Below are 23,597 nucleotides of genomic sequence, written 5' to 3' on the forward strand. Positions count from 1 at the left end.
CCCACTCGAGTTCTGCTTCGGCACGAGCCCGACCCAAGCCGAGAAGTCCCGCCCCGATCGGAAGGTCTTGGCATCGGCAACGCTTGCGACTAGCGCCGTTGCCAGTGCTGGACCGACGCCAGGGATCGCATCCAGTCGCTTGCTCGTCGCGTTTGATCGATGCCAGGCCATAATGCCCTTATCGAACTCCAGGATCTGAGCCTTCAGTCCCCGCAACTGACCGCCGAGAGCCGCAAGACACGCGCGGGCCACCTCCGGGACCCGGCGGTCGGCTGGATCGGCGACGACTTCCAACAGCTGTTCCACACCCCTGCGCCCGACGGGGGCAACAATCCCGAACTCAGCCAGATATGCGCGGATCGAGTTGATGAGGGCAGTCTGCTGGCGAATGAAGAGATGGCGCACGCGATGAAGCATCAGACAGCTCTGTTGCTCGATCGTCTTGGTCGGCACGAACCGCATGTTGGGCCTTGTGACCGCCTCGCAGATAGCCTCCGCGTCGGTGCTGTCGTTCTTCTGCCGCTTGACGTAGGGCTTCACATAGGCCGGTGGCATCAGTCGCACCGTATGCCCCAACGCCTGCAGCTCGCGGGACCAATGGTGCGATGAAGCGCAAGCCTCAATCCCGACTAGGCACGGCGGCAACTTCTCAAAGAAGGACAGCACGAAACGGCGCTTGAGCTGACGGCGTATGATCACCTGGCCGGCTGTATCAACCCCATGCACTTGAAAGACCGACTTCGCGATATCCAGACCAATCGTTGAAATTGACTGCATAGGCTGCTCCTCCGAATCGTGGGAGCCTTAAACGGCGCCCATTGTTTGGCACTCTCGTGCCCGTGGAGGAGCCGTCCACATGGGGTAATCGCGGGAGCGAGTCGCCCCTCAAGCCGGGTCAACCGACAATGGAAGCTGGTGGCTGTTCCCCGATAGGATGGAAATACGGGCTCACGACCGGACGCCGGGCCCAAGCATCGAATGGAGAACAGCCATGGAAGAATATATCGGTCTCGACGTGTCGATGAAAGAGACGTCAGTCTCGATCCGCCGAGCAGGTGAACGGATCTGGCGCGGCAAGTGCGCATCTGATCCCAGAATCATAGCCGAGCTCATCCGCAAGCGGGCGCCATCCGTGAAACGCGTCGTATTCGAGACCGGACCGCTGTCGGTGTGGTTCTATCATTCTCTGCGCGCCGAAGGCTTGCCGGCGATCTGCATCGATGCGCGCCATGCTAAAGCGGCGCTCGATATGGCGGCGAATAAGACGGACGCAAACGACGCCGATGGCCTGGCGCAACTCGCGGAAGTCGGCTTCTTTCGTGAGGTGCGTGTGAAGGGATTCGACAGCATGCTGACCCGCACGCTTGCCGCAGCGCGGACGCGGCTGGTCCGAATCACTACCGAGCTTTCCAACCAGATCCGCGGCGTCATGAAAACCTTCGGTCTGGTCGTTTCTGCCGGAAAGGGAAGCACCTTCGAGAAGAACGTCCGGAGCCTTCTTGCCGATCAGGACGGACTTGCATCGATCGTGCTTCCGATGCTGGAAGCCTGGCGTGGCATTCGCATCCGCGCCGCCGAACTCGGACGCCAGTTGGTCCAGGACGCGCGCCAGAGTGAGGCTTGCCGCATCCTTATGTCCATTCCCGGCATCGGTGCGATCACCGCAACCGCCTTCACAACAGCCATTGAGAGGCCGGACAACTTCAGGAAATCCCGATCTGTTGGCGCCTGGATCGGCCTGACAACGCGCCGCTACCAATCCGGAGAAGTCGATTATGACGGCCATATATCCCGACGGGGCGACCACCATTTGCGAGGGCTTCTGTACGAAGCGGCTGCGGTCATTCTGACGCGCAGCTCAACCGACAGCACTCTGCGCACGTGGGGTCTGAAGCTCCGGGAGAGGATTGGCTTCAAAAGAGCTGCCGTGGCCGTGGCGCGCAAACTGGCGGTTATAATGCATACGATGCTTAAGACTGGCGAACTCTTCAATCCGAATGCCGGAGCCACCGCATAAGCCCGATCGCGTTCAGAACCCGAACGCCCAAGGTGTCCCTGCCGAGACGTGAGCCGAGCCATTCCGCTGATGCTGTTGCACTGCTGACTCAGCAAAGTGCGTCGTCCACATTGAAGGCTCGTCCTGCGAAGCTCCCTCATGCGGCGGCTAATGCCGACCGCGAAGACAACCATGCACCCGGCAGTGTCCCCTGAACGAAATTATATGCTTGACGCCTCAGCAGCGATTAGACAACAACAGCATCAAAAGCGGCCAATCGGCTATCCGTCGTGGCGCCCATTTTTGTTTGAAAAAACTTGGTTCGCCTCTTCAAAGCGGCGGGCGCGCTCAAGATCGAACCGTCCTTCAGGAGGGTTTCCGGATCCCACTCGCTTCTATGCGTGGGGTCGAGAATCGCCCCCATACACATGAATCGCGCCCGTCAGGCGGGAATGCCAATGTGTGCCGCCTTGGTATTGCATTTCGCCAAAGGCGCCTGAGTCGTCTCGTGACGAGCCGTTTCAGGTCATTTCCGTCGACCCAATCGATGCCGGCCCGGCCTGATGTCCGCGAAAGAAGCCGTATGCAAGCTCTGCCCGATTGCCGGAAAATTCAGTTCGGGTATGCTTTGCCGGTTAACCCGCGCCAGTTTGCTTTTCCCAGAATAAGTACGACACAGGAGGTAGCATGGGCCACAGATATCAAACCATCCTTGAGACGGTCGGCCATACACCCGTCGTGCGGATCAATCGTCTCGCTCCCACGGGAGTCAATTTGTTCGTGAAGGTTGAGGCCTTCAATCCGCTCGGCTCGGTCAAGGATCGGCTGGCTCTGGGCGTGATCGAAGCCGCAGAGAAATCCGGGGAGCTGAAACCTGGTCAAACCGTCATCGAGGCGACCAGCGGCAACACGGGAATCGGACTTGCGATGGTTTGCGCCGCCAAGGGGTACCCGCTGGTGGTCACAATGGCCGAGCCCTTCAGTATCGAGCGCCGCAAGCTCATGCGATTTCTGGGTGCGAAGGTCGTCGTGACGCCTGCGGCCGATCGGGCCGTTGGAATGATCAACAAAACGATCGAGCTTGCCAAAACGCACGGCTGGTTCATGACGCGGCAATTCGAGAACGAAGCCAATCCCGACTTCCACTCCAAAACCACGGCGCTCGAGATTCTGGACGATTTCGCAGGAGAACGACTGGACTATTGGGTCACCGGTTACGGAACCGGCGGCACACTGAAGGGTGTTGCGCGGGTGCTCGCTAAGGAGCGCCCCGAAACCAAGATCATCGTCTGCGAGCCCGAAGAAGCGCAGCTCTTGGGCAGCGGTATCGAGCAGCAGCGGAACCCGGATGGCACGCCGGCGGCGCCACATCCGGATTTCAAGCCGCATCCAATGCAGGGCTGGACACCTGATTTCATTCCGAAGCTGACCGGGGACGCCGTTATGATGAAGGTCATCAATCAGATTCTGCCGATTCCCGGCCCCGATGCTATTCGATGCAGCAAGGAGCTTGCGACCAAGGAAGGCATCTTTGTCGGCATCACCTCGGGCGCAACCATGGCGGGTGCGCTGAAGGTCGCAGCCCAAGCAGAGAAGGGCGCAAATATTCTTTGCATGCTGCCTGACACCGGTGAACGTTATCTTAGCACGCCACTCTTCGCGGATGTCTCTGCCGACATGAACGAGGAAGAGCTCAAGATATCGCGCTCCACGCCGACTGCTCAGTTCAAGCCATAGTTGTTCGGGACGCAATCCTGCACTGAATCAGCTGAAAGTGGACATCACCGCATGACTTGGTTGGATCAAAAGCCGCGGTAGTACGGTGTCTGCGACATGTCCGGTGTACTGCTGATCGCGACTGAATGGCGGAGATCGTAGGACGTCTTAAATGGGCCAAACGCAGACGTTTCGTGCTTTTCTCGCACAGATTGCTATCATGACACGGCGCTAGACCTTCGGTATCGTCCCTTAGCGAGAAACCTTGAAATTTCGGAGGGTGAGAGGATGCCATCTTTCCGAAACCCCGCCGTTCAGTGAGTTCATTGATGCTGGCGACCACGATCTCGTCGGCTCGCTTTAAGTCGTCCATGCGAGCGGGTCGGCACACGACAGCCATTTTCGAGCCCTCCTTCGGGATCAGCACGCCAGACCAACTATAGAACCGGGCCGCAGCGTAGCGGCCTTGCACTGACATCCTGAACCAAGATGAGAGGGACGAAATGCCCTCACCTGGATCAGGCCAGCGGCCGGATGTTCTGATTCATGCGGAAGAAATTGTTCGGATCATACTTAGCCTTGATCTGCTGCAGACGCCGGTAGTTCGGTCCATATGCGGCAGCGACGGGATCGCCCACCTCGTCATCGTCGAGATAGTTGACATACCGACCGGAGGAGAAGAAGGGTCGCATGCCTTCGTAGGTTTCGCGTGCCCAGGAGATGCATTGCCTCGTATCGTCCGGCTGCATCCATTGCGCGAGCACCAGGAAGTTGTAGCCTTCTTGCCGATGCGGAAACGCCGTATCCCTTGCATCGACACGGGCCGCCGCGCCGTGGATGTGCTCGAGAAGCAGCTGCCCCATGGGTGTCGGGCAGCGCGCGAAACATTCGATCATGGTCGCAATCGCACCATCACTCAGCTCACTGAGGAAATTGGACTTCCAATAGTTGAGGGCGCCTCTGGGGTAGTTGGCATCGAGCATGCTGTTGAGCTGGCAATAGGGCATCGGCCCGATTGCGTCCAAGATCGGAGCCCCGAATTGTTTCAGCGGCTGCACGGCTCGTTCGGCTTCCGCTGCCGGACCGCAATGGCTGGTGACCAAGGCAGCTACCTCTGCGCCGGACCCGTCGGGCGCATGCGTCAGGGTTGCGAACAGCGTGTGCTCGTCCGGTAGCGATCGCGTGCTGGCCCGGAAGAATTCGAGCACGTCACGGGAGCGATCGATAGAGTAGACGATGGGGCCGCCGGTAATGATTGGCCCTACTGCATGAAGGTCGTATTCGAGACTGGTGGCAATCCCGAAGTTTCCGCCGCCGCCGCGGATGGCCCAGAACAGATCGGGTTCCTCTTGCTTGCTGACCTGCAAGACCTTGCCATCGGCGGTGACGAGTTCGACAGCGCGCAAATTATCCAATGCCAGGCCGTACTTGCCCATCAGCCAGCCGAGTCCTCCGCCGAGGGTCAATCCGGCGATACCCGTGGTCGAGACCACACCTCCGGTGACCGCGAGGCCGTGAAGTTGCGTCTCGCGATTGACATCGCCCCAAGTCGCCCCGCCCTGCGCGCGTACGGTTTTGCCGACAGCATCGACATGGACGCCCCTCATTGGGGACAGGTCGATCATTATCCCGCCGTCGATGGTCGCGCGTCCCGCGACGTTATGGCCGCCGCCACGAACCGCGACCTCGAGGCCGAGCTTGATCACAAGAGCGACGGCGTCCACGACGTCGGCCACACTGCGGCATCTGGCAATCAACGCCGGCCGTTTGTCGACCAACCCGTTGTGGACCTTTCTCGCCTCCTCGTAGCCCTCGTCCGTTGGCTTGAGCAGTTGTCCTCCGAAGGAGGCGCTAAGGTCGGCGGCGGCGCTCGCGACAGATGTGATGGACGACATGACACGGCCTCCTCAATTCAACCGGCTATATCTTCAATCGGCGGCCCTCTCGGAGCAAACCCGAAGAATTCAGGTGAAGATGAATTGGTTTCATCTAGACTAGCCGCATGCACAAGCTGCCGCCCCTGATCGAGCTCCGCGCTTTTGAAGCTGCCGCCCGCCATCTGAGCTTCAAGAAGGCCGCGGCAGAACTCGGCGTGACGCCAACCGCGATCAGCCATCAAATCGTGTTGCTTGAGCAGTATTGTGGCCGCGCTCTGTTTCGCCGCAGACCGCGACCTCTTTCGCTCACCGATGCCGGAGCGCGGCTGTTTCCCGCCATTCGCGGCGGCCTTGAGGTGTTTGCCGCCGCAATCGCGGCCGTCAGGCGGGATACCGACCAACAGCCTCTTCGGGTGACGACAACGAATGCTTTCGCCAGCCGCTGGCTCGTGCCCCGCCTGCCCGCGTGGCGGAAGTTGCATCCCGATGTGCCGCTGGAAGTCATCGGCACGGACACCGTGCTCGATCTGCACGCCGGCGATGGCGATGTCGCCATTCGTTATGCGACTAGCCGAGTACTGCCGACGGACGGGATCGTCAATGATCTCTTCAGCGATACATTCTGGCCCGTCTGCAATCCGCGTTTGCTTTCAACGGGACGCCTGAAGAGACCAGTCGACCTCGCAAACCACGTTCTGATTCACTCCTATTGGTCGCCGGCCGATCGTGAGCCGCCCACATGGCAGAGATGGTTTGCCGTGGCCCAGCGCAGGTGGCGCGAAGTGCCCCAATTCAAGGATATGCAGCACTTGAGTTTCCGGGAGGAACTGCACGCCATCGAGGCGGTGATCGCGGGGCAGGGAGTCGGGATTTTCAGTGATGTGCTCGTCGCACACGAACTCGCCGCCAGTACGCTCGTGAAAGCGTTCAAGTTGAGCTTGTCTGGCTATAGTTTCCATGTGGTCAGTAGGCCAAGCCATCCGCGCGCGAAGACCATCCGAACCTTCTCAGAGTGGTTGCAGTCAAATGCTTAATCCGCTTCTTCTGCGCCTTCGAAATGTTTGCTCGGCGTCAGAATGCGAAGAACTCAGCGTGGGCAAATCTCGTCCGCTGTGCCCGGCTAAGCGGACTCGATAAGGCGTGCGCCGACTTCGCTTCCGGGTTCATAAGCAGTCATTGCGAGTTTGGATCGGTGTTTGAATGCACCGACCCGCACTGAATGAAACGGTGCGAGCGAGAGCAAGTGCGGTGCGCGAGAGCCCGGTTGTGCGTTGGACCCGGGGTAGCCAGGATGACCCACATTGGCGCGGAGTCGTGGCGGCGCCAGCGTGGACCGGCGATGCGCAGATGCGGAGGAACAAATGTGAGCCGGCGAGGAGCTGAACAAACTGCATCACTTCAACCGATCGAGGAGCGCCTTTGCGTCTTTCAGGTCCGAAGTACCTAACCCCTCGGTGAACCAATTGTAAATTGGCGCGAGAATATCGCGTGCCTTCCGTTCATGGTGTTCGGCTATTACCCGGGCTAACGCTGTGGCGGAACGGAGCTCAAAAAGTCTAGCTTCCTGCTGGCGGGCCATTTCTATGGCCTTGGCCAGGCATCCTTCTACCATGTCAGTAGGTGCGCCCTCGCACTGAAGCAACAAAGCGTCCAGCCGATCCATTTCCGCCGCGAGATAGTTTTCGCCAAAACTCGCGCAATGCGCTCGCGCGGCTGACAAATAGGACCGCGCCGCCACGGCGTGACCTTGCACGAGAAAACTCTCCGCCAAGCAGATCTCGGCGTGGGTAGTGTGCAGGACGGCTCCGGTTTCGTACCATCGCCTCACGCCCTGTCGCAGGAGATTCAGGCCGCCCTCGAAATCGCCGAGCTGATGAATTGCCCAGCCTTTGCATCGCTCACCGAGAGCCAGCCATTGGGGCATGCGGTGCTCGCGCGCCGTCTCAATGGCTTCCGATGCGAAGCGGGCCGTTGCCGCAGGCTCGTGCTGTGACTGAGAAACGTGCGCGGCAACGCCGAGCGCCCAGGCAAGGCTGTGCGCGTTATTTTGCTGGCGCGCATGCGCTACGGCCGCCTCAATCAGCCTCATCCCGGATTCGGGGAAACCCATCAAGATTTTTACCTGCCCGCCATAGGCTCGGCAAACCATACTTGGATGCTCGCCATAAATCGCGAATTCGCCCTCCGGAATTGTGTCGGCGATAGTCGCTCCCTGAGCAAGCATTTCGGCGGCCTCTCGGAATTCGCCTGCAATAAGTAGCGAGTAGCCTGATGCCCGATGCGCCACGGCGAGTTTTGCCGGATTCCCGTCTTCTTCTGCCAAGCCGACCAAGTCTCTTGCCAAAGCCGCCGTCCTCGGAAGCGGCTGGCGCATCAGGCTGGAATTCCATGCGATCCGTTGCGCCGCGAAGCGACTCTGCGACTCGTCGAGTTTGTCCGAAAGTTCCTTGGCCCGAACAGCACACTCCTCCAAACGTATCGACCCAAAGCCGTGGACCGCGATCAGGGATACCGCGAGAGCAAGCATCAGACCCAGCTCACGCTCATCGCGCTGATGGCTCGGCGGCAGCTTTCCCACTAAATCGAGCGCGCATCCGAAATGACCGACCGCCTCGTGATGAGCAGATCGGTCTGCGCTGCGCGCTCCGGCGCGTCTCCAAAACTCGATCGCGAGATCGACCAGGCCTGCCTGCGAGTAGTGATGAGCTAAAGTCTCTGGCTGCGCCCCAATCGTCTCCTGGAATTCTTGTTCGAGCACCTTGGCGATACGGGCATGCAACTCCTGGCGTTGACTCCGTAGAAGAGTGCCATAAGCCGTGTCCTGCACCAGGGCATGCTTGAACAGGTAGGTCGCACGCGGCGGCGCGCCCTGCCGGAACAGCAAGCCAGCCGCAATGAGACGGTCCAACGCCGATCCCAGCTCTGGTTCGCGCTGGCGCACCACCGAAGCCAGCAGGGCGTAGGAGAACTGGCGCCCGATCGCCGCCCCGACCTGCGCCACTTCCTTGGCCGCGCCGAGCCGGTCGAGCCGCGCCATAAGCGACGCGTGCAGGCTTGCGGGGACCGCCAGCGCCGGGGGCGGAACCGCGCTGGCTGTCCGCCGCGCTTCGCCCTCGCCCTCCGACTCGATCACAGCCTTGGTCATTTCCTCCACGAAAAGGGGAATGCCGTCGGTGCGCTCGACGATATCCTGCCGGATGCTTGCCGGCAGACCCTTGTTGCCGACAAGATGCTCGATTATGGCATCGATGTCGCGCTGACCTAGCCGATTGATGGTGAGGGCGGTCACGTAAGACCGGCCGATCCAGGGTGGATTGAATTCCGGCCGAAACGTCACGCTCAGCAACACGCGCAAAGTCGGAATCTGGTCCACCACCCGACCAAGCACTTCCAGACTCGTCGGGTCGATCCAGTGCACATCCTCGAAGATCATTAGCACCGGATTCGCTCGCACTAGCGTCTCTAGTTGGGCGGCGAGTGCTTCCAGCGTTCGTTGCCGGCGTTGCTGCGGTGTCAGCTCGATCACCGGATAGCGGTCATCGTTCGCGAGCGACAGCATCTCGGCAAAGAGTGCCGCGTCCTGGGCTGACGTCGAAGTCTGCGCGAGCAGTGCGTCGAGTTTGTCGAGCTTCGCTTGCGGGGAGTCGTCGTACGCGAGTCCGGCGGCACGTTCCATCTGGTGGATGAAGGGATAGAGCGCGCTGTCGGTATGCTGTGGAGAACAGAAATAGCGCAGGCGCGTGTGCGGCTCGCCGGCAAGGCGGTCCAAAAGCGCAGCCGTGAGCCGCGATTTGCCAATGCCGGGCTCGCCCGAAAGCAACACGACTTGGCCTTCGCCGGCTTTTGTCTTCGACCAGCGCCGTAGCAGCAGTTCGAGTTCTTCTTCCCGCCCGATAAGTTCCGTCAGCCCGGTCGCGTGAAAAGCCTCGAAGCGGCTTTCGACTGAAGCCGGTCGCAGTGCCGCCCAGGCATTGGCAGGCACCGGTATGCCCTTCAGATCCTTTACTCCGAGGTCCTCAAGCTCGAATAGATTGCCGAGCAGCTTGCGGGTATTTTCCGCAATAACGACCGTGTTCGGTTCTGCAATGCCCTGCAAGCGTGCCGCATGGTTCGGCGTCTCGCCAACGATTGCCTGCTCCTGAGCAGAGCCCGACCCGATCAGGTCGCCGACCACTACTAGCCCGGTGGCAATGCCGACCCGCGTCTGCAGTACCGCCCGGGTCTTTTGATTACTTACGGCACTCACCAACTCCAGCCCCGCGCGTACCGCTCGCTCTGCGTCATCTTCGTGAGCCTGCGGGTAGCCGAAGTAGATCAGCACGCCGTCCCCCATGTACTTCGCCACGAACCCGCCGAAGCGGCTCACAGTTTCGGCGACGCAGTCCTGATACGCCGAAATCACCTCGCGCAGGTCCTCCGCGTCCATGCGGGCGGAGAGCGCCGTCGAACCCACAAGGTCCGAGAACATCACTGTGACTTGGCGGAACTCGGCGGTATCGTTCGGCTGAAGAGTTGCAGCAGTAGGCTTGGGTGTTCCGTTGTCGACGCCATCCAGTTCGGCTACCGCACGTAGCATCTTGCGGCGATGGCCGAGCAAGACCCCGAGATCCTTAAGATCCTGATCCGTCAAATCGCGGAGCACGCTGAGGTCGACACCGTTTTCGGCAAAGCGTTCGGCGTACTCGGACATGCCGAGCTTTTTAAGCCAGTCCGCAACTTGCTGCATGGCGGCCTCGCGCGGATTGTTTGCCCCGACCCGGCTTCGGGACCGGGGCGACAGTTGGCGTGTCAATCTCGCAAATACGCGCGGCCAGTTTACCGCCCAGAATGGCCGGCATTCAATCTACCAATGGAGCCATCAGGGGCCGAAATGACAAATCGGGTCGAACAGAGAAGAGCTCGGTGCGAGCACCACGTTGTCGGCTTTGCCGATGAACGCGGACATTTTACCTAGCCGGCGGCATGTCTCAGAAGAGGCCAGAAGGCGACGCTCGACCCATAAAATGCGCCACAGAGTAGTTCCGACCTACCCCAAAAAATCACCCTAAATTGATGACGCTGTTCCGTTGTATGCTGCTCTGCACACTCGGGAACGCCGCTTGTTAACAATCATTGATTCTCTGTTTTGTCAGTGAGCTTCGAACACGATCGCCTTATAGCCGATCGTCATTGAAGGCGTGAGGCTTCAGGATGTCGGCGAACGCCCACAGTCTTTCTTCGTCGAATGTCTCTTTGGGTCATTCGCGTCGGTTTGGCGCTCGGATGCAAACTTCCGGTCTACCCCTGTGAGCCGAAATAAAGCTGCAGCACGCCAACGGAAGCGATGGGCCAAAGGACTAAACCGCTCGCGCGGTAGGGCACTGCGGCGGGCGTCGGGGCCAATGGGATAGCGCAACGGGGCGTCCTGTCTTGAGATCGAGGGGTTTCGACAACCTCACTCAAGACAGGAGCATCCCCATGACCGACCAGGCCATGAGCCCGTTACGCCGGCGCATGATCGAAGACATGACGATCCGCAAGTTAGCGCCAAAGACCCAACAAGGCTACATCCGCACCATCAGGGATTTTGCTGCGTTCCTCGGCCGGTCGCCCGACACGGCGAGCTTTGAGGACGTCCGGCGCTTTCAGCTGCATCTGGCGGCGAACGGCGTGCACATCCCGATACTCAACCACACCGTGGCTGCATTGCGGTTCTTCTTCAGGGTCACACTGAGGCGTTCCGACATCATCGAGCACACGACGTTCCTCCACGAGCCCCGCAAGCTGCCGGTCGTGCTCAGCGCGGAGGAAGTGGCGCGGCTGCTCGATGCCGCGCCGGGCCTCAAGTACAAGGCGGCTCTGAGCGTGGCTTATGGCGCGGGTCTGCGCGCCGCCGAGGTGATCTCACTCAAGATTGGCGACATCGACAGCAAGCGCATGGTCATCCGCGTCGAACAAGGCAAAGGACGTAAAGACCGCTACGTGATGCTGTCTCCACATCTGCTTGAACTGCTGCGTGCCTGGTGGAAGGCTGCGCGACCGCAGGGCTGGCTGTTCCCGGGGCGCGACCGCGTGCAGCCGATGACGACGCGCCAGCTCAATCGCGCCTGTCATGCCGCAGCCCAAACAGCCGAGATCGACAAGCGCGTCTCGCTGCACACCTTGCGGCACAGCTTCGCCACCCATCTGCTTGAGCAGAACATCGACATCAGGGTGATCCAGGTGCTGCTCGGTCACGCCAAGCTCGATAGCACGGCACTCTATACCCGCGTCGCCACCAAGACGATCCAACAAGTCATAAGCCCGCTGGAGCATATCGCCCGCAAGGTCGAGAGGGCTGAGCCGCCCGCCTGACGCGAGGCTCCTCGTGTCGCGTCCATCGCTGGAGGTCGCGGACATCTTCCGCGGCCACGGCCCGGCATGGCGCCGGGCCAATGCCGGCCATGTCAGCCTCAGCCAGTTGAAGGTGATGTCGGCGATCGAGAACTGCCGCACGGCAGCTCTCGGCGGCCATGTCGCGCGCTGCGAGGACTGCGCCCATAGCCAGATCTCGTACAACTCCTGCCGCAACCGGCATTGCCCGAAGTGCCAAGGTGCCGCGGCAAAGAACTGGCTGGCCGCGCGCGAAGCCGATCTGTTGCCGGTGCCGTACTATCACGTGGTGTTCACGCTGCCGGCGGCCATCGCCGATATCGCCTACCAGAACAAGGCTGTGGTCTATGGCCTGCTGTTCAAGGCTTCGGCCGAGACGATGCTGACGATCGCCGCCGATCCGAAGCATCTGGGCGCCCGGATCGGCATCACCTCGGTTCTCCATACCTGGGGCTCGGCCATGACCCATCACCCGCACGTCCACATGATCGTGCCGGGCGGCGGCATCTCGCTCGACGGCGAGCGTTGGGTGGCGTGCCGGCCCGGCTTCTTCCTGCCAGTGCGCGTGCTCTCGCGCCTGTTCCGGCGGCTGTTCCTGGAGAAGCTGATCGTGGCCCACAAAGCCAGCCATCTGAAGTTCTTTGGGGATCATGCCGTTCTCGCCGACCCGCAGGCGTTCGCGGCGTATCTGGCGCCGCTACGACGATCCGAATGGGTCGTCTATGCCAAGCGCCCGTTCGGCGGACCACAGGCCGTGCTGGCCTATCTGTCGCGCTATACCCACCGCGTCGCCATCGCCAACAGCAGGCTGATTGCGGTCGACGGGCACAGCGTCACCTTTCGATGGAAGGATTATCGCGCCGAAGGTCGCGACCGCCGGAAGGTCATGACACTGGCCACCGCCGAGTTCATCCGCAGATTCCTGATCCACGTGCTGCCGCAAGGCTTCCACCGCATCCGCCACTATGGGCTACTCGCCAGTGGCACGCGCGCCGACAATATCGCACGCGCGCGTGAGCTGCTCGCCGTTGCAATCCCTGACGGCCAGCCCACCGCTGCCGCCGCCGGTCAAACCAAGCCGAGTTGTCCATGCTGCGGCGGTCGCATGGTCCTCATTGAGGTCTTCGAGCGCGGTGCCACGCCGCGGTATCGGCCGACAGCTCCAACGATCGTGATCAGGGTCGACACCTCATGACCGCGTCTCTATCCGGCAAATCTGCTTGTCGTACTCGCCGGCTCTCCACCGGCCACGGAAAAGCGCGCCAAGACATAAAGCTGCCGCCCCAAATCGTTCGGCAGTTCACGACGTTCCACCCGACTCGCCGCTCATTCATGAGCCGCTTTACCGCAGGCGAACTTGCTGAACCGGCTCAGCTCCAATCACACACCTCAGCCGCGGCACTCAAATCCCCATAGCCCACGCCGCGCCACCTACGTGCCCACTCCCGCGGTTTCCTTGTATGGGCTTTTGTCAAGGAGGCGGCATTTCAAGAGGCGATAGGTCGGCGCATCTTTTTTCCTTCGTCAGTTTCTTTGTTCGATCTGAGAGCCGTTTCTTCGTCCCGACCCGCACTTCGCTTGCGCTGGCGCGCGCAGAAGCTGTCAAGGTTGGCCGTCGCGCGAATCTTACGACAGGCTCCACCGTTGCCAGGCCACACCTTGACAGCTTCGAGCACGACGGCACGGTTGGTGCGATCGGGATGACGATCGGAGGGGAGCCCGCTTGCGGGCGCGATCAATCGCGCCACAACCTTGTATCCGGTGGGTCCAAGGACCCGAACCATGATGCAGTCATGCGCATCGGCAGCGAAGCTCCGAAGCGGCGGACCCATTCTCCCTTTCGGCATTGAAGCCAAGGAAACGCGTCGGGACCCCGCCACCTCGAACCGTCATCGGCGATACCGTCACCAGCGGACGGACAAGGCCGAAACTGTTGGGTCTTCTTCAGTGACCTCCGTGTTTATGATGCCGGCCGCAGAACGACGCCGTCCGGCACTACGCCCTCCCGCACGAGCCGCCACAGGGCGATCAGTAGCTTGCGCGCCAAGGCCACGATCATGGTCTTGCGCGCCCCGCGGGCGTTCTCGGTACGGCTTCGAAACCACTGCGCCAAGACGCTGTCCTTCTGGAACCTGAGAAATCGCCACGCCAATTCGATCATGCCCCGTCTCACTCGAGCATTGCCGGAACGGGTCAGCCCTTTCTCCCGGCGTTTTCTGCCGCTCTCGTCGGGCGAGCCGGTGAGGCCGGAATAACGCGCTACAGCCCGTCGGTCGCGCATGCTTCGCGACAGTACCTCCTGCACCAGCATGTCGGCGGTCTCGACACCAACCCCGATCACCCGCGCCAACAGCCGCACCATTGCGTGTGGTCCATCACTGGGCGCTTGCGTGAGACGCTCCAGGCGAGCGTCCTCGATCTGCCGTATCTGATCGCCGACGAGCCGCCGGCGCGCCATGTCGCGACGCAGCTCAGCCAGGGTGTTGGGCGGGATCGGCTCGCCCTCGGGGGAGCGCAAGCCGTCAAGGCGTTCGGAAGCTTTCTTCAGCTTGGGATTGAAGCCGCGGATGCCGAGCCGGATCAACGCCGCTTTCATTCGGTTGACGATCCGACTTTGTTCTCCGATGAGGCTCTCGCGCTCACGGTTGGGGCGCTTGGCATCTTCGTCCTTGATTGTCGGGATCGCGACCATCTTGCAGTGATCACGCTCGCCACGCAACCAGCCGAGAAAGCTGCGTTTGAGCAGTTCGGTGTCGAGACGATCGGTCTTGGCGCGCCGGTGCTCGCGCGATACCGCTACGCTCGATGCGTGAATGACATGCGCCTCGATGCCGCGCGCCCTGAGCCATCGGGCCAGCCAGAAACCGTCACGGCCGGCCTCGAAAGCGACCGCGATGCGTTCGATTCCGTATCCTTTCTTCTGCGCCTCTTCTCGCCAGCGATTGAGCAGTTTCAGCAAGGCGTTCTCGTCGACCTCAAGCTTCTTCGACGGCTGGCGTTCGACGCCAGGCACAATCCCCGCAACGAGCCAGCTCGACAGGCTCATCTCGATCACGGCGATCAGCGTGCCGTTCGGTTTGAGGGACGTGAGGGATCGGCTCAGGTCGTTCAACTTCTGCATGGGGTGCTCCATCGGTTCACATCAGCGCCGATGAATACCATATCCTTACCTTCCTCACCGCCGCCGTCTGCTGCATAGCATCTCCCTTGGAGGTTTGCGGACGCCGGCCCCGTGCGCGCGGCGACACCCTCATGGGGCCGGCATCCGAAAACCTTCACAGAACCGGAAGTCGAAATTCGCCCGAACGGTGTTCCAGCTTGGCTTTGGCAATGGACTATCGATGCGCCCGCACAATGTGAGGACCAGGTCCGAACACGATATCTCGCCTCAGGACGCCGTAGTACCGCTCGGCTATTTCGGGAAGTCCTAGATCTTCTATCACATTAAAGCGCTCGCCTTGCAGCAGTTGCAGCAGTTCGATTGGATCAAAAAAGCTGAGCCAGGGTTCGCCCCGCGACGCTGCCCTTGCGGCAGTTGCCATGACGCTGGCGCGGCGCTCAGCAGGATAATTCTGGAATGGTTCGACGTAGTCGAAAGCCACGGCTGCCTGCGGCACCTCGGAAATAAACTTCAATGTGGAGGAGACCGCATCTTTAGTCAGATAAGGCACTACGCCAAGCCATTGAAAAAACGCCTGCTCGTTCAGTTTGAACCCCGCTTTTACTAACCCCTCCGCGAGGCTTTCTCGTTCAAAATCTACCGGTGCGAAAGCAAGCGACGGCGGCTCCGCGAGACCTGCGGTCCTTATCTGATCGCGTTTCCACATTTGTGTCGAAGGGTAGTCGACCTCGAAAGTGCGAACGCCGAGATGAGCATAGGGATTTCGCAGCGAGAAGGTATCGAGGCCTGCCCCCAGCACTACGACCTGTCGTACGCCGCATGCGATGCAATCGCCCATCGTGTCCTCGGAAAACCGGCTGCGCGCTGCGATAAATAAACGCCAGGGCCGTAGCGAGTCGTTTGCAGCGATCTCGTCTAAGGCAGCGGCTGTCTCTTGGTCTATTATCCTCGACGCTAATGGATCTTTGAAGATCGCTCCGCCTTCTAGCTTTTGATGAATGGCACGATAAGCAGCCGCACCCCGAGCGGTCTGACTAGCTTGTCCATCGCGCATAATGATCTGTCCCGAAAAGGGTGCACGGCTCATGGCATCGTTGCTGCTCAAATTCAGCACCCTCGATAAGGGACTCTTGATGTCCACCTCGTCAAGAGCGCCGCCCGGCAGGGCCTTCATCATTTGTCAACGGAGACAAGCCACCGCCGTGGATCACCAACCGAGGTGCATCTTTCCACGCTGCACGACGCTATTCGAAACCCTTTGCCTTCAGAACGGTCCGGCTGGCGGGCATGGACAGGAATGCGACCAGCGCTTGTGCGGCGTCAGCCTGACTGCTACCTGTAATGATGCCTGGGGCGAACTGGGTGTAATTCTGTATATCTGGGGGCAACGGGGCAATAAGTTCGACGGTTGGTTGAGCCAAGATTTCGCTTACTTGATTGAAGCCGATCTCGACTTCCCCGCTGGCCACGCTCGCATACAGTGTTCCAAGCGTTGACAGTCTTGTCTTGGCCTTCATCTCCCCAGCAATCCCCATTCGTTCGAGCAAGTTGGCCACGTAGATGCCACTGGCACCTCCTCCGGCCGGATCGGGATAAGCGATCGCTCTTGCGACCAGCATCGTGCGTTTAAAGGCGTCGGCCGAACTTATATCGGGCTTCGCGGCACCCTTGCGCACAAACGCGCCAACACCGACCTTCGCGATAACGATGCGGTTCCCGGCCACGATTCTGCCCTGCGCTTCAAGCCGGTCGACCGTTTGGACCGAACTCAAGATGATGTCGGCAGCCTCACCCTTTTGGACGCGGTCCGCAACAGCACCAGCGGTTCCGTAGTCGACCGTTACCTTGTGCCCCGAGGATTTCTCAAAATCCGGTATGAGGGCATCAATTGCGGGATGCAATGCAGAGGCAGATAGAAGCTTGACCTCGGCGGCTTTGGCGGCAGCTCCCACAGTGACGCCGAGCGATACCAGCCCAATTGCAACTCCCGCAGAGACACTTAGTAAGTTGCGCCGGTTCATGGCATTTCTCCCTTGGACGTCTTGTTTCGCTTTCGGCGAGATAGGCGACCATCTAATGATTAGCACGTAAGCCTACGTCGCCCCGGGTTCCTCGCGCAGAGTTTGCCGCAACGCGCCGCGACGCAATGGAAAAGCGCAGAGAATTTCCACATCGTGGACACTTGCGGGGAGCTGTGCCACGGTAAGGTTGGCACCTCACCGGGGAGCAATATCGTTTCTTCAAGGCGCATCCCATGACAGCTCGTGGCTCTCGCCATACCGCCGGCGCCGCATCCGTCGATTTGCCGGGCGGAACGCAAAGCATTCAGAGAGCAGTGGCTGTGTTGCGGATCCTGGCAACTGCCCGCGAGGCTGGCCTAGGACTCACCGAAATTGCGAAACAGGCGGAACTAACTCGCCCAACGACACATCGCATACTGAGCGTCTTGATTGCGGAAGGCATCGTTGAGAGGCGACAAGGCTCTCAACGATATCTGATTGGCGAGCAGATACCACTGCTGGCGCTTTCGCGGCGAATACGGGATCCCCTACTCGATATCGTTAGTCCTCATCTGCGGGCTGCCGTCCGTGAACTTGGTGACACCGGCTTTTTCACACGCTGGGTGGGACTTGAGACGGTCTGCGTCGCAAGGCAGCTCGGAACCTACCCTATCCAGGCCCTCGCTTGGGATGTCGGTGAACGCCGCCCCCTTGGCGTTTCCAACGCCGGAATTGCGATCCTATCCAGCATGCAAACCGACGCGGCGCGCGAAGTGCTCGCCAAAAACCGATCGCGTTTCTCTCGTTACGGCCTATCGACGGAAGCGATCTTGCAGGAGGTTGCGGTGGCCCGATCGAAGGGCTTTGCAGAACGCGCAATATCCCTCATTCCTGGCGCAAGCCCCGTATCCGTGATGATCCGGTCTTCTTTTGGCATAGCTCGTGGCGCTCTTACCATAACGCCAACACCGCGACGGCGCTCGCCCGAACGCACCGAGGAGATCGTAGCTTGCCTTCTCAGGCACGCCACGGCGGTTGAATTTGAACTCAGCAATGCGGCCACCCTGCGACCGCCGCGCCGTTAGCTTTGCGACAAAGGGAAGCCGGCTTCACCAATGGCAACGCCTAGAGTTATGGGAGGCATGTCGGCAATGGGTCTTGGTCGTGTAAAAACGCTGTTGCATGACGCGGACCGGCGCGGTCGAATTCAGGCTATCGCGGTCCGATCAATTTGGGCAAGTTTTACGGCCGCTCGACCAGAACTCATCCTGAGGCAATGTCGGGGCTCTTTTACGCGCCCCATGAACCGCAACGGCGCGCGGCAACGCCCGTATCACGCCCTCACCGCCGCCAGCAGCGGTTTCATCCCGACGATGTTCAGCACGCGTGTCAGATTGTAGCCGAGCACGCACAGCGCCATCTCGGTCGCAACTTTCGGCAGCGTCACGCACAAGAAGTGCGTCGCGCCCATGCGCATCTTCAGTGTGCCGAACGGATGCTCGACGGTCTCGCGGCGTGTGCGCATGGCGTTTGGATTCTTGTCGAGCCGCGCCTGAGCGCGTTCGAGAACGTCCTCGTGCACCCATCGCTTGATACGGCGTTGTGGGCTCGGCGTGCACTTCGATTTGAGTGGACAGGTTTTGCAGGCGTTCGTCCAATAGTTGCGCAGCTTCTGGCCGTCTTCGTCGTTGGTATAATAATATTTGAGTTTCTCACCGGCAGGGCAGCGATAAACATCCTCATTTGGCAGATAAGCAAAGTCCTGTTTGCCGAAGCGTCCTGAAGCCTTCGCACCCGATGTCATCGGCTTGGGCAAAGTCACCGTGATGCCAGATTGCTCGCACGTCACGATTTCTTCACCCTTGAAGTAGCCGCGATCGGCGACAACATCGAGCGTGTCGGCCTCAAGAACGGCTTTGGCTTGCCGGGCTATGTTTGCAAGTTGCGACCGGTCTGAGCCGCTTGTTGTCACCTCGTGCGCGACGATCAGATGGTTTTCTGTATCAACCGCCGTCTGCACGTTGTAGCCGACGACGCCAGAACCACGGCCGCTCGTGGCCATCGAACGGCTGTCGGGATCAGTGAACGATATCTGCTGATCGGGCGACGCCAGAACCTGTTTTTCAATCGCTGCGAGTTTCGCCATTTCAACGGTCAGATTTTTGAGCCGTTCTTTGATCCGCGTCTTTTTTAACTCCAGTGTTTCCGACGGCTCCTGCCGGTCGGCGGTATCGAGCTGAGCGAGATAGCGCGCAACACTCTCCTCCAATTGCGTGCGCCGCCGCTCGACTTTGCCGCGCGTGAAGTTCTTATCGCGATTATTGACTGCTTTGAATTTGCTGCCGTCGATCGCAACGCTGGTTGTCGCGAGCAAGCCCATCTTGCGGCACACCTCGACGAAGCGCGCGCAGACCTTTTTGATGCCGGGACCATTGTCCTTGCGGAAATCGGCAATCGTTTTGTGATCGGGCGCAAGCCTGGCGAGCAGCCACATCACTTCGACGTTGCGGCCAGCTTCACGCTCAAGCCGGCGGCTCGAATGGACACAGTTGAGATAACCGTAAATGTAGAGCCCTAAGAGCGCGGCCGGATGATACGACGGCCTACCTGTGCCGGCAGGCTCAACGCCACCGAACCCAAGTTCAGCCAGATCGAGGGCTGCAACGAAGGCGTCGATCACGCGAACCGGATTGTCATCTGCAACCCAGTCGTCCAGGCATTCCGGCAACAAAGTAGATTGCCCGCGATCAGCTCCTTGAACAAAACGAGCCATGCCAGCCCCCGCCGATTCAGTGCGGGAATCATAGCAGGCACGGCGTTTTCACACATGGGGTAATTCCGGGCTCGGAGCCATACTCAGGCTCTGGGAATCAGCTCTCCAGGACTCGACGAGGCCCACCCCAGGGCCTTGCAATGATGGAGAGAGGCAATGGAGCACTATGCCGGATTAGACGTGTCACTGAAACTGACTTCGATCTGCATCGTCGATCGGACAAGGAAAGGTCGAGCGCGAAGGGGTGGTTACGTCTGACCCGGAGGCGATCGCGACGTACATCAAATTGCACACGTCACACGTCGTTCGGATTGGACTTGAGACCGGAGCAACGTCGACATGGCTGTGGACCGAGCTGAATAAGATCGGGTTACCCGTTATCTGCATTGACGCCAGGCATGCGAAGGCGGTTCTGAAGATGCAGATCAACAAAAGCGACCGAAATGACGCTGCTGGCATTGCGCGCATCATGCAATGTGGTTGGTACAAGGAGGTTTGCGTCAAGGATCTCGACAGTCATGCGACCAAAGCCCTTCTTGTCAGTCGAGCTCTGCTCGTCAAGATCAAGCGGGATATCGAAAATCAAATCCGGGGGCTCCTCAAGAACCTTGGGCTCGTCATCGGACGAGCAAAGATGAATGTGTTTGCTGTGCGCGCCGCGCAGTTGGCCGAGGAACGGTCAGAGCTTTTTGCCGCTGTCGATCCATTGCTAAAGGCACGCGAGGCCGTCGAGCAACAGATTGCGGACCTTGACCGCAAGGTGCTGCGGCTGGCTCGCAACAATGCTCAGGTGCGACGGTTCATGACGGCTCCTGGCGTCGGCCCGGTCACGGCCCTTTGCTTCCTTGCGACGATCGATGACCCCGCTCGCTTCAAGAGGTCACGAAGCGTCGGAGCCTACGCAGGGCTAACGACTCGCCGATACGCATCCGGGGAGATTGACTGGACGGGCCGAATCTCGAAATGCGGCGATAAGATGCTGCGAAGTTACCTCTACGAGGCGGCCAATGTGCTGCTGACACGCGTAGCAAAATGGTCAGCACTCAAAGCGTGGGGTATTCGGCTTGCGAAACGAAGCGGCCTACGCAAAGCCAAGGTTGCGGTTGCCCGAAAACTTGCTGTCATTCTGCATCGGATGTGGATCGATGGTACCGAATTAAATGGTCATCAAGGGATGCTGCTGATCAGCCTGCATAAAGGATAACGAGTTCCCGCCGAACAGCGGGAGCGAACGTCCCTGCCGGGACGCTGGCGTTGGTGAGATCGCCCCTGGCTTTGCGGTGCTCGAAAGGGCAAAGCGCGCTTCACACATTGATCCGCTAACGTCATCTTACGCCATCATGCGGAGGGCACGCCCCTACCGCGGAGAGAACCATGGACCCGGCAAGGATGTTCAAGGAGAGCTTGACCTCACTCCCGGAATTAGAGAACAGCCAGGGTCAATCGCGTTGGTCTGCGCCTGAATCCGGCTCTTCAGGTCCACCCCCAGCACCGGACATGTCGCAGTACTGCGCCAACCTACGCGATGGGCCAACACCGGACCTAGTGTAGCAATTATTCAATCACCTCGTCGGCGCTTGCGACCAAGCTTGGTCGGACAATGATGCCAATGTCTTGCGCCGCATTGGTGCTGATCGAGAACTTGAACGGAGGTGGGTTGCTTTGTCCTCCAGAAAGGGGAATTTTGCGGGTTGTGAACCACTTTACATTCGGTCGATGGGCTTGATGCTACCCAGCTGACTGTTAACTTGGGCAATTGAGATCATCGGAGCATTTGCGATGGCCGCTATACTTCGAGCTTGCGCCCTTGGATTGAACCTTCTCATTGCTGCGATACCCGCTGCGAGGGCCGGCGATCAGACCGTCACTCTCAATCTCGGTTCAGGGTCAACGCTGCTGCTTGAGAGGCCGTTCAAAACTGTACTGATCGGAGATCCGAATGTCGTTGATCTTCGTACGCTGAATAGCCGCTCGGTCGTTCTCACGCCGCGAGATACCGGAGCCACGAACCTCATCTTCGTAGACGAAAATAGTGTCGCTATTGCCAACGTGAAAGTCATCGTTCGCGAGCCGGGCACGATCTAAACCAATTACCAGAGTCTGGCTTCCTCGATCTGAATGTCCGTTCAGGGTCAAAATGCGAAGAACTCAACCTGAGCAAATCTAGTCCGCCGTGCCCCAATGAGCGGACCTCAACGAAGTGCGCTGCTACTTCGCCGATGGGCCGACAACGGAAGTAGACTTCTCACCCGTTCACCCCGTCGGCGAGCGCGAGAAGCGTCGGTGGGATCGTGAAGGTGAGTGTCGCGATTTCTGGGGAGTCCTCACGGGCTCGCGACGGGGTTGGTCCGCGGGTTCCAGCGATTCACGAGCCAAAAAGGGCGTGTTTCGCCCCATGGGGTGGGGTAAACTGGTTATCTCATTCTGGTGCAGCGGCTGGTCCGCGAGCGGCTCGATCGACGGGGCGCGTTGCGACCGACGTGACTGCGGCCATCGCCAGTGATGAGTGCGGCCAAGTGTGCGTGTGAACGCCATGAATATCAGTGCGTGGCTGCGCAGCCTCGGCCTGGAACGCTACGAGCAGGCATTCCGGGAAAACGCGATCGATGAGGCAATCCTGTCCAAGCTGACCGCCGAGGACCTCAGAGACCTCGGCGTGACGGCGGTTGGCCATCGCCGTATTCTCTTCGATGCGATCGCCACCTTGCGAGCCGACTCTTTTCGCGACCCGGCCCAACATTCGGTCGAGCCCGATCGCTCCGTCGGCAAGGCTCCCGAAGCCGAACGCCGCCAGCTAACGGTCATGTTCGTCGACCTCATCGGTTCCACGGCATTGTCTGCGCGGCTCGATCCGGAAGAACTGCGCGACATCATCGGCTCCTATCACCGTCGTTGCGCCGAGGTGATCACCAGGTCCGGCGGCTTTGTTGCCAAGTATCTAGGTGACGGCGTGCTGGCCTATTTCGGATATCCGCAGGCCCAAGAGGAGGACGCCGAACAAGCGGTGCGCGCTGGCCTCGCCTTGATCGAAGCGGTGGCCAAGCTCGAGGCGGGCCACGCGACCACGTTGCGGGTGCGTGTCGGTATCGCCACGGGCCTCGTAGTCGTCGGTGACCTGCTCGGGGAGGGAGCTGCCCGGGAACAATCGGTTGTTGGCGAGACCCCTAATCTTGCCGCAAGGCTTCAAGGGCTTGCCGAACCGAATACGGTGGTCATCGCAGACAGCACGCGCCGCCTGCTTGGCGGGCTGTTTGATTATTGCGATCTGGGCACATTGCCGATCGCGGGAATTCACTATCCGGTGCGTGTCTGGCGGGTCGTGGCCGCGAGCCTGGTCAGCAGTCGGTTCGAGGCCCTACGCGCCGCCAGCACGCCGTTGATCGGTCGCGAGGAAGAGATCGCATTGTTGACCCGCCGCTGGGAGCGGGCCAAGGCCGGCGACGGTTCCGTCGTCCTAATCGTGGGTGAGCCGGGCATCGGCAAGTCGCGCATCGCACAAACCCTACTGGAGCAGTTGGGCGAGGAGCCGCACACGCGGTTGCGTTATTTCTGCTCGCCGCACCATCAGCACAGTGCGCTCTATCCCAGCATCACCCAGCTCGAGCAGGCGGCCGGCTTTCGACGCGAGGATACCGCCGAGACCCGCTTGGATAAGCTTATTGCGGTGCTGGCTCTGGCCAACCGTAAGCGCGAAGCCGATACCCTTGCTTCAGAATTCGAATGAACGTGCGAAAGAAGCCTCCGGCTTGGACGGAGGTTTCGG

15 protein-coding genes and 1 pseudogene are annotated in these 23,597 nt (G+C 60.1%); 9 read left to right on the forward strand and 7 right to left on the reverse strand.

All coding sequences use genetic code 11. The annotated features are described in order from the left end of the window. The coding region (locus IVB32_RS17820; RefSeq protein ID WP_247410849.1) for an IS110 family transposase at positions 1-777 on the reverse strand (777 nt) is incomplete at its 3' end. 214 nt (positions 778-991) lie between these two features. On the opposite strand from IVB32_RS17820, the gene IVB32_RS17825 reads away from it, so the two are divergent. Both IVB32_RS17825 and cysK read left to right on the forward strand, forming a co-directional pair. Continuing rightward, a complete protein-coding gene (locus IVB32_RS17825) occupies positions 992-2,017 on the forward strand; it encodes an IS110 family transposase (RefSeq protein ID WP_247369490.1) in 1,026 nt (341 codons plus the stop codon). Between the two features lie 666 nt (positions 2,018-2,683). Next, positions 2,684-3,733 (forward strand): cysteine synthase A, encoded by a 1,050-nt coding sequence (gene cysK / locus IVB32_RS17830; RefSeq protein ID WP_247369492.1) that lies wholly within the window; start codon positions 2,684-2,686, stop codon positions 3,731-3,733. 497 nt (positions 3,734-4,230) lie between these two features. Here cysK and IVB32_RS17835 read toward each other — a convergent pair whose 3' ends face one another. Next, the gene (locus tag IVB32_RS17835; protein ID WP_247410852.1) at positions 4,231-5,607 is read right to left on the reverse strand and encodes an FAD-binding oxidoreductase; all 1,377 of its coding nucleotides are present in this window, start codon (positions 5,605-5,607) and stop codon (positions 4,231-4,233) included. Positions 5,608-5,714: 107 nt separating this feature from the next. Here IVB32_RS17835 and IVB32_RS17840 point away from each other — a divergent pair, with 107 nt between their 5' ends. Then, the gene (locus IVB32_RS17840) at positions 5,715-6,623 is read left to right on the forward strand and encodes a LysR substrate-binding domain-containing protein (protein WP_247410854.1); all 909 of its coding nucleotides are present in this window, start codon (positions 5,715-5,717) and stop codon (positions 6,621-6,623) included. A 359-nt stretch (positions 6,624-6,982) separates the two neighbouring features. Here IVB32_RS17840 and IVB32_RS17845 read toward each other — a convergent pair whose 3' ends face one another. After that, the gene (locus tag IVB32_RS17845) at positions 6,983-10,315 is read right to left on the reverse strand and encodes an adenylate/guanylate cyclase domain-containing protein (protein WP_247410856.1); all 3,333 of its coding nucleotides are present in this window, start codon (positions 10,313-10,315) and stop codon (positions 6,983-6,985) included. 731 nt (positions 10,316-11,046) lie between these two features. On the opposite strand from IVB32_RS17845, the gene IVB32_RS17850 reads away from it, so the two are divergent. Beyond that, positions 11,047-11,922: a site-specific integrase gene (locus IVB32_RS17850; RefSeq protein ID WP_247369502.1), complete on the forward strand. Its 876-nt coding sequence runs from the start codon at positions 11,047-11,049 to the stop codon at positions 11,920-11,922. Between the two features lie 13 nt (positions 11,923-11,935). Continuing rightward, a complete protein-coding gene (locus IVB32_RS17855) occupies positions 11,936-13,135 on the forward strand; it encodes an IS91 family transposase (RefSeq protein WP_247369504.1) in 1,200 nt (399 codons plus the stop codon). Positions 13,136-13,900: 765 nt separating this feature from the next. Here the strand turns inward: IVB32_RS17855 and IVB32_RS17860 are convergent. The 3 genes from IVB32_RS17860 to modA all read right to left on the reverse strand — a co-directional run bounded on the left by IVB32_RS17860 (position 13,901) and on the right by modA (position 17,082). Further along, positions 13,901-14,986 carry an IS110 family transposase gene (locus tag IVB32_RS17860; protein ID WP_247410858.1) on the reverse strand — a complete coding sequence of 362 codons (1,086 nt, stop codon included), beginning with the start codon at positions 14,984-14,986 and terminating at the stop codon, positions 13,901-13,903. A 289-nt stretch (positions 14,987-15,275) separates the two neighbouring features. Next, positions 15,276-16,238 carry an SAM-dependent methyltransferase gene (locus tag IVB32_RS17865; protein WP_247395181.1) on the reverse strand — a complete coding sequence of 321 codons (963 nt, stop codon included), beginning with the start codon at positions 16,236-16,238 and terminating at the stop codon, positions 15,276-15,278. 67 nt (positions 16,239-16,305) lie between these two features. Then, the gene (modA, locus tag IVB32_RS17870) at positions 16,306-17,082 is read right to left on the reverse strand and encodes a molybdate ABC transporter substrate-binding protein (RefSeq protein WP_247369508.1); all 777 of its coding nucleotides are present in this window, start codon (positions 17,080-17,082) and stop codon (positions 16,306-16,308) included. 233 nt (positions 17,083-17,315) lie between these two features. Between modA and IVB32_RS17875 the strand changes: the two genes are divergently transcribed. Beyond that, on the forward strand, positions 17,316-18,146 hold the full coding sequence (locus tag IVB32_RS17875) for a helix-turn-helix domain-containing protein (protein WP_247369510.1): 831 nt from the start codon (positions 17,316-17,318) through the stop codon (positions 18,144-18,146). A 248-nt stretch (positions 18,147-18,394) separates the two neighbouring features. Here the strand turns inward: IVB32_RS17875 and IVB32_RS17880 are convergent, their stop codons facing one another. Further along, positions 18,395-19,834, reverse strand: a complete 1,440-nt coding sequence (locus IVB32_RS17880; protein ID WP_247410861.1) for an IS1182 family transposase — start codon at positions 19,832-19,834, stop codon at positions 18,395-18,397. 156 nt (positions 19,835-19,990) lie between these two features. On the opposite strand from IVB32_RS17880, the pseudogene IVB32_RS17885 reads away from it, so the two are divergent. From IVB32_RS17885 to IVB32_RS17895, 3 genes and pseudogenes are all read left to right on the forward strand, one after another. Next, positions 19,991-21,038, forward strand: a pseudogene (locus IVB32_RS17885) (IS110 family transposase). 575 nt (positions 21,039-21,613) lie between these two features. Then, positions 21,614-21,919 (forward strand): pilus assembly protein N-terminal domain-containing protein, encoded by a 306-nt coding sequence (locus IVB32_RS17890; protein ID WP_247369515.1) that lies wholly within the window; start codon positions 21,614-21,616, stop codon positions 21,917-21,919. Positions 21,920-22,367: 448 nt separating this feature from the next. Next, positions 22,368-23,558, forward strand: coding sequence for an adenylate/guanylate cyclase domain-containing protein (locus tag IVB32_RS17895; protein ID WP_247410864.1), 1,191 nt, complete (start codon positions 22,368-22,370; stop codon positions 23,556-23,558). The last annotated feature ends 39 nt before the right edge of the window (positions 23,559-23,597 follow it).

Origin of the sequence: Bradyrhizobium sp. 23 (assembly GCF_023073295.1) — a bacterium.
GTDB classification, from domain to species: Bacteria; Pseudomonadota; Alphaproteobacteria; order Rhizobiales; family Xanthobacteraceae; genus Bradyrhizobium; species Bradyrhizobium canariense_D.